The sequence below is a fragment of the Pseudomonas putida genome, from assembly GCF_025905425.1.
GTDB lineage: Bacteria > Pseudomonadota > Gammaproteobacteria > Pseudomonadales > Pseudomonadaceae > Aquipseudomonas > Aquipseudomonas putida_AF.
Genome location: NZ_CP109603.1, coordinates 159,617 through 170,528 on the forward strand (window position 1 = coordinate 159,617; position 10,912 = coordinate 170,528).

Sequence of the window (10,912 nt, forward strand, 5' to 3'; positions counted from 1 at the left end):
CTGTCAGCATGTCCGTGACGGCTTACCGCATAGACGCAGATCAAGCAAAGCGAGGGTTGTAGCCCGCAACTGGGTAATCACCTTGTCAGTGTGTGGATTTGTTTCTTACCATGGCGGCCAATTTTTAGTGCCACAGACATTACCTAAGTACAGGCCTGATCCAACAGGCCAAGCAAGCTGATGGGAGAGGACTGAATGAGCAATGACGGCGTCAACGCAGGCCGGCGCCGCTTCCTCGTAGCCGCGACCTCTGTGGTCGGGGCGGCGGGGGCAGTGGGGGCTGCGGTACCGTTCGTGGGGTCATGGTTTCCCAGTGCCAAGGCGAAAGCCGCGGGTGCACCGGTGAAGGTCAATATCGCCAAGGTGGAGGCTGGGCAACAGATGGTGGCCGAGTGGCGTGGCCAGCCGGTGTTCATCGTACGGCGAACGGAAGAAATTCTCGGGAACCTCAAGAAAATTACTGCAGACCTGTCCGACCCTGAGTCGAAGGCTTCGGTGCAGCCGACCTACGTCGACCCGCAGGTGCGCTCGATCAAGCCGGAAATACTCATTCTCGTCGGTCTGTGTACCCACTTGGGCTGCTCGCCGACGTTCCGCCCGGAGGTCGCGCCCGTCGATCTCGGTCCGAAATGGGTGGGGGGTTACTTCTGCCCTTGCCACGGCTCCCACTACGACCTGGCTGGCCGTGTCTACAAGTCGCAGCCGGCGCCTCTCAACCTGCCAGTGCCGCCGCACTCGTATGAGTCGGACGACATCATTGTCATCGGCGTCGATCAGGAGAACGCATGATGAGCAAGTTCATGGACTGGATTGATGCTCGCTTCCCCGCCACCAAGATGTGGGAAGACCACCTGAGCAAGTATTACGCGCCCAAGAACTTCAACTTCCTGTATTTCTTCGGCTCCCTGGCGTTGCTGGTGCTGGTCAACCAGATCGTCACCGGTGTCTGGCTGACCATGAGCTTCACGCCCTCGGCAGAAGAGGCCTTCGCCTCGGTCGAGTACATCATGCGTGATGTGGAATACGGCTGGATCCTGCGCTACCTGCACTCCACGGGTGCGTCGGCGTTCTTCATCGTGGTCTACCTGCACATGTTCCGCGGACTGCTCTACGGCTCCTACCAGAAGCCACGTGAGCTGGTCTGGCTGTTCGGCATGCTGATCTACCTGGCGCTGATGGCTGAGGCCTTCATGGGCTATCTGCTGCCTTGGGGGCAGATGTCGTATTGGGGTGCCCAGGTGATCATCTCGCTGTTCGGCGCCATTCCGGTGATCGGCGACGACCTCACCCAGTGGATTCGTGGTGATTACCTGATTTCCGGCATCACCCTGAACCGCTTCTTCGCCCTGCATGTGGTCGCCCTGCCAATCGTTATCCTCGGCCTGGTGGTGCTGCACATCCTGGCCTTGCACGAAGTGGGTTCGAACAACCCTGACGGCGTCGACATCAAGAAGAAAAAGGACGAAAACGGTATCCCGCTGGATGGCATCCCGTTCCACCCGTACTACACCGTCAAAGACATTGTCGGCGTGGTGGTGTTCCTCTTCGTGTTCTGTGCCGTGGTGTTCTTCTTCCCAGAAATGGGTGGTTACTTCCTGGAGAAACCGAACTTCGAGCAGGCGAACGCCTTCAAGACACCTGAGCACATTGCACCTGTGTGGTACTTCACGCCGTTCTACGCGATCTTGCGTGCGGTGCCTGACAAGCTGATGGGTGTGATCGCCATGGGCGCTGCGATCGCCGTGCTGTTCGTGCTGCCCTGGCTCGACCGCAGCCCAGTGCGCTCCATGCGCTACAAGGGCTGGATCAGCAAGCTCTTCCTGCTGGTGTTCTGCGTGGCCTTCGTCATCCTCGGCGTGCTGGGCGTGCTGGCGCCGACACCAGGGCGCACCTTGCTGTCGCAGGTGTGCACGGTGTTGTACTTCGCCTACTTCCTGCTGATGCCGTTCTACACAAGGCTTGAGAAGACCAAACCGGTTCCGGAAAGGGTGACTGGCTGATGAAAAAGTTGATTGCAGTATTTTTGCTGGCAGTGATGCCTGCCTTCTCCTTCGCCGCAGAACATGGCCTGGAGCTGGACAAGGTCGACATCGACCTGACCGACAAGGCTGCCATGCAGGATGGCGCGCGTACCTTTGCCAACTATTGCATGGGTTGCCACAGTGCCAAGTTCCAACGCTACGAGCGGGTGGCCGATGACCTGGGGATCCCTCACGAGTTGATGCTCGAGAAGCTGGTATTCACCGGTGCCAAGATTGGTGACCATATGACTATCGGCATGAAGCCAAACGATGCCAAGACTTGGTTCGGCGCTGCGCCGCCCGACCTGACCCTGGTCGCCCGGGTGCGAGGCACCGACTGGCTTTACACCTACCTGCGCAGCTTCTATGAGGACAAGTCGCGTCCTTATGGGGTGAACAACAAGGTGTTCCCCAACGTCGGCATGCCCAACGTGCTGGTCGGCCTGCAGGGCAACCAGGTGGTTGGCTGCAAGCAGGTGCAAAGCGTGGTCGATGGCAAGAAGCAGTTTGACCCGCTGACGGGCAGCCCGCTGACCCACGAAGCGTGTGACCAGCTGACCATTACGCCGAATTCCGGTACCCTGACGACCGAGCAGTTCGACGAGAAGGTCAAGAACCTGGTGACCTTCCTGGCCTATTCGGCCAACCCGGTCAAACTGGAGAGCCAGCGCATCGGTACCTATGTGTTGCTGTACCTGGCTTTCTTCTTCGTATTCGCCTATTTGCTCAAGCGTGAATACTGGAAGGACGTGCACTGATCACGCAGTAATTTCTGGTAGTTGAACGCGCCCGGGGGGGCTCTGGCAGATATGCCAGGGCGCCCCGGGCGCGTTTTCATTTTGAGTGTTACGAGCATCCCGTACGAGGAGGCGCTACATGGGCGCAACCAACAGGTTAGCCTGCTATTCCGATCCCGCTGATCACTATTCTCATCGGGTACGCCTCGTTCTTGCCGAGAAGGGCATCAGCGTGCAGCTCATCGACGTTGATCCTGGTCGTCTGCCGCCCAAGCTGGTCGAGGTGAATCCCTATGGGAGCGTGCCGACCCTGGTCGACCGCGACCTGGCGTTGTATGAGTCGACCGTGGTGATGGAATACCTCGAGGAGCGTTATCCGCATCCGCCGTTGATGCCGGTGTACCCTGTGGCGCGTGGCAACAGCCGCCTGCTCATGCACCGTATCCAGCGCGACTGGTGCGCCCTGGCCGATACGGTGCTCGACGCGCGCAGCGGCGATGCTGCCCGTGCCGAGGCGCGCAAGGCGTTGCGTGAGAGCCTGACGGGCGTCTCGCCACTGTTCGATGAGTTCGCCTGCTTCATGAGTGATGAGCAAAGCTTGGTCGATTGTTGTCTATTGCCCATACTCTGGCGTTTGCCGGTACTGGGTATCGAATTGCCGCGGCAAGCCAAGCCGCTGCTGGATTACATGGAGCGACAGTTCGCCCGCGAGCCTTTCCTGGCGAGCCTGTCCTCCGTAGAACGTGAAATGCGCAAGCTTTAAGGAGCTGTTGATGAACTCCAGTCGCCCCTATCTGGTTCGAGCACTGTATGAGTGGATCGTCGACAACGATTGCACGCCCCATATGCTGGTCAATGCCGAGTACCCGGCAGTCCAGGTGCCTCAAGGGTTTGCCAGTGATGGTCAGATTGTCCTGAATATTTCGCCAAGCGCCGTGCGCAGCCTGCACATGGATAACGAGGCGGTGAGCTTCGAGGGCCGCTTCGGCGGCGTCGCCCATACGTTGTATGTGCCGATTGGTGCGATCCTCGGTATCTACGCCCGCGAAAACGGCCAGGGCATGGTCTTCGAGCTGGAGCCGTCGCTGTTGGAAGGCGAGGACCTAGAAGACGACGATGTCGAGCCGGATGATGATGGCCCGCCAGAAGGGGGTGGCCAGCCGCCGCGTCCGACGGGTCGGCCAAGTCTCAAGGTGGTCAAGTAACAAAAAAGGCGATCCAACCGGATCGCCTTTTTATTTACCGCTGTCCCGTCCTGAATAAGGTTTACACCTCCCATCCCGAATTTCCGGAGAGTCAGATGGAGCAAGGTGTAAAGCGCACACAGCGGGATTACTCACTGTCTTTTAAATTGGCGGTGGTTGATCAGATTGAAAAAGGCGAACTGACCTACAAGCAGGCCCAGGTGCGGTATGGCATCCAGGGTCGGTCGACGGTTCTGGTATGGTTGCGTAAGCACGGTCGGCAGGATTGGAGCCAGGGGGCCTCGATCCGCGACGAGAGGAGCTGCGCGATGTCTGACCCCAAAACGCTTACTCCAGAGCAGCGGATCAAAGAGCTTGAGCTACAGCTTGAGCTGATGAGCCAGAAGGCCCAGTTTTTTGAAACGGTCGTTGATGTTCTGAAAAATGACTATGGTGTCTCGGTCGTAAAAAAGCGATCCGGCAAGTCCTCTCGCAAGGTCAAGTCGCAGGACTGAGCATTGCCAGGGCTTGTCAGTTTCTAGGCATCAGTCGACAGGCTTACTACAAGCGCAACCGAGCTGCTGATGGCAAAGAGCGCCAGGCAGATCGGGTGGTTGAGTTTGTTCAGCAAGTCCGGATGCGCCAGCCTCGTCTGGGTACACGCAAGCTGCACTATCTGCTGCATTGCCAACCGGACAAACGATTCCAAGTCGGCCGAGATAGGCTGTTCCAGGTCTTGGGAGAGCGCCGTCTGCTAGTGCTGCCTAAGCGGGCCTACCACAAGACAACACAAAGCTTTCATCGCTTCTACCGCCATCCCAACTTACTCAAGCCGGGCCCAAGCCAAGTCGTTCCGACAAGACCGGAGCACGTCTGGGTTGCCGATATTACTTACCTGCCCGCACGTAACGGCCCGCTATACCTGAGCCTGGTAACGGATGCGTACTCCAGGAAAATTGTTGGCCACCACGTCCATGAAAGCCTGCATGCCGAGTCAGTGGCGCAAGCCTTCAAGCAGGCATTACGAAAGCGACGTCGTCGCCAGCCATTAGTCCACCATTCGGATCGAGGCATCCAATATTGCTCGGCGCTGTACCAGTCACTGCACCAACGGCACGATGTTCAGTGCTCCATGACTGATGGGTATGACTGCTACCAGAACGCGCTGGCCGAGCGAATCAACGGAATCCTCAAGATGGAGCTGCTGTTGAGCAGCCCTGAAGATCTTGAGCAGGCGAGGCAGATGGTTGACGAGGCAGTGCAGATCTACAACACAGAACGGCCCCATATGGCCCTGAAAAATAAAACGCCCGATGCAGTGCATCGGGCGTTTTGAGGCCTGTCGGCCTACCTGAACAGGTGTAAACCTATTTCAGGACTAGACACGCGCGCCTGTGATTACAGGTCGCTGATGGTGCGCACCTGGTCTTTGTTGATGCGGGTGCGTTTGCCGTCGAGCTGTTGGAACTCATAGAAACCGGAGTCCTTTTCGAACTTCGGTGCGTCGACGGCTTGGATTTCGCGGCCGTCGTTCAGGGTGATCAGGCTTGGGGTGGAGCAGCCGGCCAGGGTGGCGAAGGTGCCGATCAGCAGGGCAGGCAGCAAAAGCTTTTTCATGCAGTGTTTCCTGGATATCTGGAAGGATTGGTGCATCTTGGTTGCCGGTGCGGCCCCTTCGCGGTGTTGCCCGCGAAGGGGCCGGATCAGGCAGTCAGTCAATCAGTCGATGTATTCGAACAGCTTGACGATCTTCTGCACGCCCGACACGCTCTGGACCACGCCAGTGGCCGCATTGGCCTCCTGCTGGGTCACCAGGCCGAGCAGGTAGACGATACCGTTTTCGGTAATCACCTTGATGCGCGAGCTTGGCACTGAGTTGTCGGTCAGCATCTGGGTCTTGATTTTGGTGGTCAGCCAGGCGTCGTTGTTGCGCGCGAGGATGGAAGAGGGCTGCATCACCTGCAGTTCGTTATGCACCTTCTTCACGCGTTGCACCTGGCCGGCCGTTTGCTCGGCGAGGCTCTTGAGGTCGGCGCGTGGCGTTTGGCCTGCGAGCAGGACGATACCGTTGTAGCTGCTGACAACGATGTGCGAGCCTTTGTCGAGGTCTGGGCTGGCTTTGGAAATATTCACTGCGGCCTTGGTTTCGATCAGCGAGTCATCGATCTTGCTGCCGATGGTGCGCGTGCCGCGATCATCCTCGATCGGCGAGTTGCGGGTCGAGGTCAGCACCGAGCTGCAGCCGGTGACGCTCAGGCACAGGGTCAGGGCCATCAGGCCGAGGCGCATAGGGGTCATTCTTCACTCCCGAACAGTTGGCTGTCGATCAGATCGCACAGGCAGTGGATCGCCAGCAGGTGGACTTCCTGGATACGTGCAGTGACCGTCGAGGGCACGCGGATCTCCACGTCCTCGGGCAGCAGCAGCGAAGCCATGCCGCCGCCGTCACGTCCGGTCAATGCTACGACAATCATTTCGCGATCATGTGCGGCCTGGATCGCTTGAATCACGTTGGCCGAGTTGCCGCTGGTGGAAATCGCCAGCAGTACATCGCCGGGCTGGCCCAGGGCGCGGATCTGCTTGGAAAAGACTTCGTTGTAGCTGTAGTCATTGGCGATCGAGGTCAGCGTCGAGCTGTCGGTCGTCAATGCGATGGCCGGCAGGCTCGGGCGCTCGCGCTCGAAGCGGTTGAGCAGCTCCGAGGAGAAGTGCTGGGCATCGCCGGCCGAGCCGCCATTGCCGCAAGCGAGCATCTTGCCCTCGTTGAGAAGCGCATTGACCATGACCAGGCTGGCCTGCTCGATGTGCGGTGCCAGGATGTCCATTGCCTGTTGCTTGGTATCGATGCTGGCCTGGAACAGCCGGCGAATTCGGGATTGCATGTCCATCTGGTGACCTTAAGTGGGGCGGTGGCCTTTGCTGCGCGCATCAACGACCAGCCCGCGAAACATAGAGCAAAAAATATGAAGTGGGTTCAGCATTCGAAGGCGTTTTTCAGCCATTGAAGCGGTCTTCCTGCATGGTGGCTGCCCTGCAGGGCGACAACGTCGAAGCGGCAGGGGTGTGCGGCCCAGCGCGGTTCCTTCTGCAGGAAAAGGCTGGCAGCCAGCACCAGCCGTTTCTGCTTGCGCCCGTCGATACTGCCGAGGGCGCCACCGAAGCTCGCGTGCAACCGGTAGCGGACTTCGACGAATACTACTGTATCGGCGTCGAGCATGACCAGATCAAGCTCACCGCCTTTGCATCGCCAGTTGCGCGTCAGCAGCTGCAGGCCTTGCCCTTGAAGGTACTCAAGGGCTTGGTTTTCGGCTGTCTGCCCGGCGTGGGTGGGCGATGCGTCTGGCATCAACGGGCGGTGTCTGGCAGGCGCTTGACCTGGCCGCCAGAGAACTCGGCCCATGGCAGCTGGCGTTCGATACGCTGGTTGGCGTTCATGCTCAGGCTGCCGGAAAGGCCCAGTACGCGGTTGTCAGGCAGGGCTTTCAGCTGGCCCAGGCGCGGTGCCAGGCTGTAGGCATCGACGCCCATGGCGTACAGACGGCCCAGGCTGCCGGCAGCTTGCGGCCATTGCTGGACCACTTGCTGGCGCAGGCTGTTGCTGGAGTCGAGCAGCCACGGCGTTTCACAGAAGCGGATGCCGTTCATGTCGTTGTACTGGTTGACGTCACCGCTGGCGCTGTACAGGTTCGAGGTGGCGTAGACCGGCACGTCGCCAGCGTACTGGAAGTTCAGGGTCGGCTTGATCTGCTGGGCCTGTTGCGGCGTCGAGGCGAGGAAGATGAAATCGATGTCCTGGCGGCGCGACGGCTGTGCGGCGATGTTGCCACCCACCGTGCTTTGCAGGCTTTTGGCGCGGCCTTCGCTTTGGCGCAGTTGGAACAGCTCGGCAATCTGCTGGGCCAGGGCGACGGGTTGGGCGATGCGCTCGGCGGCCAGCAGGGTGCCGCCGTTGCTTTCCCAATCTTTGCGGAAGGCGGCGAGCACACGGTCACCCCATTCACCGCTCGGTACCAGTGCAACGGCGCGCACCATGCCGTCGGCGCGGGCGCGACGTGAGACTTCGCGGGCTTCGTCCTCGGCGGCGAGGCCGAACTGGAAGAGCTGCGGCGGGGCTATCTGGCCGACGTCCGCGTAGTTCAGCGCGAGCGTGGTGATCGGCAGCTGCGCATTGGCGGCGAGCTTCTTCACGAGTGGTTTTTCCAGTGGGCCGACCACCAGTTGCACGCCAGCCGCCTGGGCTTGGCGATAGAACTCGTCAAGCGAGGTGATGCGCGAGCTGTCGAATACCTGCACGGCCGGCGCCGGCTGGCCAGACTGCTGAGCCTGGAAGTGAGCGGCCATGAAGCCATCGCGCAGCGCGCGAGCGACACCCGCCAAAGGGCCTTCTTGGGGAAGCAGCAGGGCAATCTTGGTCAATGGCTGGCTGGCCAGCTCCTTGAGCTTGACCAGCGCTACCGGCAGTTGCTGGGCGGCTGGGTGATCAGGGTGCTGTTTACGCCAGGCATCGATGGCAGCTTGCTGTTGCTCAAGGGTGCCGGCGGTTTTCACGGCCAGGGCCAGGCTGGCCCAGCCGGCCAGGACGGGGTCACTTGCCGGCTGTTGCAGTTGTTCTGCTGGCAGCGCGGCGACCAGCGCCCAGATCGAGTCGTTGTTGGCGCTTGCGGCCTGGCCGCTGAGCAGCGGGGCGAGCAGGACACGCTGCTGCGCAGCGGCCAGGGCCTGGCCGTCGGCTTCGAGGGCAACGGCGTGCACGCTATAGGTGCGCACCTGTTGTTCTGCTGGCAGCTCGGCAATGCGCTGCAGGCTGGGGTGCGACAGGGCGGTCAGGGCGGCCTTGGGCTGATTGCGGCTCATGGCCAGCTCGGCGCCAAGGGTGCTGGCGAACACTTGCTGGGCGGGCTTGAGCGTGTCTAGAGGGACCTGCTCGAGAATGCGTGCGGCGCGCGGGTAGTCCTTCTGCTTGTACGCCAGGTCCGCGGCGCTCAGGCGCAAAAGGGCGGCGTCTTCCGCGGACTTGCTGGAGGCGGCCTTTTCGAGCAGTTGCTCGATGCTGGCGTCCGGGGTGCGTGGCAGCTCGCCCAGGCTGGATGAGGGCGAGCTGGCGCAGGCTGCCAGCAGGGTAGCGAGGCAGAGGGCTGAGAGCAGCCGCAGGCAAGCGATCATGTAAAGGTCCTGTTACTCGATCAAGTTGGCCGGCAATTGTACCCAAGCACTGGCCGGGGCGCGATCTTGCTGATGCTGATCCTTCACTATAGGCGGCTGCTGGGTGAACGCTTGCGAAGTTCTTTGCGCCCTGTTGCGGGCGGTCGGGCTACAATGGCGCCTTTGATCCGAAAGACAGGTGTGCGCAGTGACTGATGTGGCAGGGGCTTCGAAATCCACCGTGGGTACGCTGTATGTGGTCGCAACGCCCATCGGCAACCTCGACGACATGAGCGCCAGGGCGCTGAAGGTGCTGGCGGATGTCGCCCTGATCGCGGCCGAGGACACGCGCCACTCGATCCGTCTGTTGCAGCATTTCGGTATCGACACGCCGCTGGCGGCCTGTCACGAGCACAATGAGCGTGACGAGGGCGGGCGTTTCCTGACCAAGTTGCTGGCCGGCGACAACGTGGCGCTGGTTTCTGACGCTGGCACACCGTTGATTTCCGACCCCGGCTACCACCTGGTGCGCCAGGCGCGTGCGGCGGGTGTGAATGTTGTGCCGGTGCCGGGTGCGTGCGCGCTGATCGCCGCGCTCTCGGCGGCGGGCCTGCCCTCCGACCGTTTCATCTTCGAAGGCTTCCTGCCAGCCAAGACGGCGGGGCGCCGGGCGCGGCTGGAGCAGGTAAAGGAAGAACCGCGGACCTTGATTTTCTATGAGGCCCCTCACCGTATCCTCGAGTGCCTGGAGGACATGGAGGCCGTGTTCGGTGCAGAGCGCCCGGCGCTGCTGGCGCGCGAGCTGACCAAGACTTTCGAGACCCTCAAGGGCCTGCCCTTGGCCGAATTGCGGGCGTTTGTCGCGGCCGACAGCAATCAGCAGCGCGGTGAATGCGTGGTACTGGTCGGTGGCTGGAGCGCGCCTGAGGGCGAGCAGGCGATCAGTGCCGAGACACAGCGGGTACTGGACTTGCTGTTGGCCGAGTTGCCGCTCAAGCGTGCGGCGGCACTTGCGGCGGAAATTACCGGTGTACGCAAGAACCTGTTGTATCAACTTGCCCTGGAAAAACAGAAAGCAGAGTAGTGGCAAATTGATATAGTTTGCGCTATCACTTGTTCTTGAGCGCGTGTGCCGTTAATCTTGGCGGCGGAGAGTCGATCGGACAGTCGCTGCCTGTTTTTGTTCCGCAGCTTTTGTTGCGAAACAGCAGGGGGAGGAAAGTCCGGGCTCCATAGGGCAGAGTGCCAGGTAACGCCTGGGAGGCGCGAGCCTACGGAAAGTGCCACAGAAAATAACCGCCTAAGCACTTCGGTGCCGGTAAGGGTGAAAAGGTGCGGTAAGAGCGCACCGCACGACTGGCAACAGTTCGTGGCTAGGTAAACCCCACTCGGAGCAAGACCAAATAGGGTTCCATTAGGCGTGGCCCGCGTCGGAACCGGGTAGGTTGCTAGAGGCGTCCAGTGATGGCCGTCGTAGAGGAATGACTGTCCTCGACAAAACCCGGCTTACAGATCGACTCTCCACCTCTCCCTCCCTGCTTGAATCGATAGCAGGCGTACTCTGGTAATACCGAAAAAATCTTACTCTTAATAAATCACTTTAACTTCGAACTCCATTCGCTTGCGTGGGTTTGATTTTTCTCGTGTTTTTTTTCGCTCTGAAATCCTTCCGCATTCCTTTATCGCGCTAAATCTCGGTCCTGTAAGGCTTTTCCTTATGAACGTGCCTTGACGGTGCGGCGGGCGGATTCCTATAGTGTGCGCAAGTGGCAGAAAGTGGGATGAAGTGGGTTTTCTGGCACAAAAAAGCTACCATTGTGGGGAATCG

12 protein-coding genes and 1 other RNA gene are annotated in these 10,912 nt (G+C 60.2%); 8 read left to right on the plus strand and 5 right to left on the minus strand.

What is annotated here, in order from left to right; genetic code table 11:
- Nucleotides 1–195: 195 nt before the first annotated feature.
- The 6 genes from petA to OGV19_RS00775 all read left to right on the plus strand — a co-directional run bounded on the left by petA (nt 196) and on the right by OGV19_RS00775 (nt 5,278).
- Nucleotides 196–789, plus strand: coding sequence for a ubiquinol-cytochrome c reductase iron-sulfur subunit (gene petA / locus OGV19_RS00750; protein ID WP_264311680.1), 594 nt, complete (start codon nt 196–198; stop codon nt 787–789).
- Nucleotides 789–2,000 carry a cytochrome b gene (locus OGV19_RS00755; protein WP_024717460.1) on the plus strand — a complete coding sequence of 404 codons (1,212 nt, stop codon included), beginning with the start codon at nt 789–791 and terminating at the stop codon, nt 1,998–2,000. Before petA ends, OGV19_RS00755 begins: the two co-directional genes overlap by 1 nt.
- Nucleotides 2,000–2,779 (plus strand): cytochrome c1, encoded by a 780-nt coding sequence (locus OGV19_RS00760; protein ID WP_264311681.1) that lies wholly within the window; start codon nt 2,000–2,002, stop codon nt 2,777–2,779. The genes OGV19_RS00755 and OGV19_RS00760 overlap by 1 nt, the downstream gene beginning before the upstream one ends.
- Before the next feature lie 118 nt (nt 2,780–2,897).
- Complete coding sequence (locus OGV19_RS00765; protein WP_264311682.1) at nt 2,898–3,521, plus strand: glutathione S-transferase N-terminal domain-containing protein; 624 nt, start codon at nt 2,898–2,900, stop codon at nt 3,519–3,521.
- 10 nt (nt 3,522–3,531) lie between these two features.
- Nucleotides 3,532–3,963, plus strand: coding sequence for a ClpXP protease specificity-enhancing factor (locus OGV19_RS00770; protein WP_264311683.1), 432 nt, complete (start codon nt 3,532–3,534; stop codon nt 3,961–3,963).
- A gap of 95 nt (nt 3,964–4,058) precedes the next feature.
- Nucleotides 4,059–5,278 (plus strand): IS3 family transposase gene (locus tag OGV19_RS00775; RefSeq protein ID WP_264311684.1). Its coding sequence is split into 2 segments (ribosomal slippage): nt 4,059–4,407 and nt 4,407–5,278, totalling 1,221 coding nucleotides; the frame shifts between segments, so codons are not numbered across the junction.
- A gap of 62 nt (nt 5,279–5,340) precedes the next feature.
- On the opposite strand, the gene OGV19_RS00780 is transcribed toward OGV19_RS00775, so the two are convergent.
- From OGV19_RS00780 to OGV19_RS00800, 5 genes are all read right to left on the minus strand, one after another.
- Nucleotides 5,341–5,559 carry a YgdI/YgdR family lipoprotein gene (locus OGV19_RS00780; protein ID WP_264311685.1) on the minus strand — a complete coding sequence of 73 codons (219 nt, stop codon included), beginning with the start codon at nt 5,557–5,559 and terminating at the stop codon, nt 5,341–5,343.
- 102 nt (nt 5,560–5,661) lie between these two features.
- Complete coding sequence (locus tag OGV19_RS00785) at nt 5,662–6,240, minus strand: BON domain-containing protein (RefSeq protein WP_264311686.1); 579 nt, start codon at nt 6,238–6,240, stop codon at nt 5,662–5,664.
- A complete protein-coding gene (locus tag OGV19_RS00790) occupies nt 6,237–6,830 on the minus strand; it encodes a phosphoheptose isomerase (protein WP_012274070.1) in 594 nt (197 codons plus the stop codon). Before OGV19_RS00790 ends, OGV19_RS00785 begins: the two co-directional genes overlap by 4 nt.
- Nucleotides 6,831–6,916: 86 nt before the next feature.
- Nucleotides 6,917–7,288: a YraN family protein gene (locus OGV19_RS00795; RefSeq protein ID WP_264311687.1), complete on the minus strand. Its 372-nt coding sequence runs from the start codon at nt 7,286–7,288 to the stop codon at nt 6,917–6,919.
- Nucleotides 7,288–9,105, minus strand: coding sequence for a penicillin-binding protein activator (locus tag OGV19_RS00800; RefSeq protein WP_264311688.1), 1,818 nt, complete (start codon nt 9,103–9,105; stop codon nt 7,288–7,290). Before OGV19_RS00800 ends, OGV19_RS00795 begins: the two co-directional genes overlap by 1 nt.
- A 187-nt stretch (nt 9,106–9,292) precedes the next feature.
- Between OGV19_RS00800 and rsmI the strand changes: the two genes are divergently transcribed.
- Entirely contained in the window at nt 9,293–10,168 is an 876-nt protein-coding gene (gene rsmI / locus OGV19_RS00805; protein WP_264311689.1) for a 16S rRNA (cytidine(1402)-2'-O)-methyltransferase, read from the plus strand.
- Nucleotides 10,169–10,235: 67 nt separating this feature from the next.
- Nucleotides 10,236–10,609: RNase P RNA component class A (gene rnpB / locus OGV19_RS00810), an RNA gene on the plus strand.
- Nucleotides 10,610–10,912 lie beyond the last annotated feature (303 nt).

Bases quoted from the DNA above. Each gene is read 5' to 3' on its own strand.
- OGV19_RS00755 (WP_024717460.1), top strand. From the start codon at position 789: ATGAGCAAGTTCATGGACTGGATTGATGCTCGCTTCCCCGCCACCAAG.
- OGV19_RS00770 (WP_264311683.1), top strand. From the start codon at position 3,532: ATGAACTCCAGTCGCCCCTATCTGGTTCGAGCACTGTATGAGTGGATC.
- OGV19_RS00765 (WP_264311682.1), top strand. From the start codon at position 2,898: ATGGGCGCAACCAACAGGTTAGCCTGCTATTCCGATCCCGCTGATCAC.
- OGV19_RS00780 (WP_264311685.1), bottom strand. From the start codon at position 5,559: ATGAAAAAGCTTTTGCTGCCTGCCCTGCTGATCGGCACCTTCGCCACC.
- petA (WP_264311680.1), top strand. From the start codon at position 196: ATGAGCAATGACGGCGTCAACGCAGGCCGGCGCCGCTTCCTCGTAGCC.
- OGV19_RS00795 (WP_264311687.1), bottom strand. From the start codon at position 7,288: ATGCCAGACGCATCGCCCACCCACGCCGGGCAGACAGCCGAAAACCAA.
- OGV19_RS00760 (WP_264311681.1), top strand. From the start codon at position 2,000: ATGAAAAAGTTGATTGCAGTATTTTTGCTGGCAGTGATGCCTGCCTTC.
- OGV19_RS00785 (WP_264311686.1), bottom strand. From the start codon at position 6,240: ATGACCCCTATGCGCCTCGGCCTGATGGCCCTGACCCTGTGCCTGAGC.
- OGV19_RS00800 (WP_264311688.1), bottom strand. From the start codon at position 9,105: ATGATCGCTTGCCTGCGGCTGCTCTCAGCCCTCTGCCTCGCTACCCTG.
- OGV19_RS00790 (WP_012274070.1), bottom strand. From the start codon at position 6,830: ATGGACATGCAATCCCGAATTCGCCGGCTGTTCCAGGCCAGCATCGAT.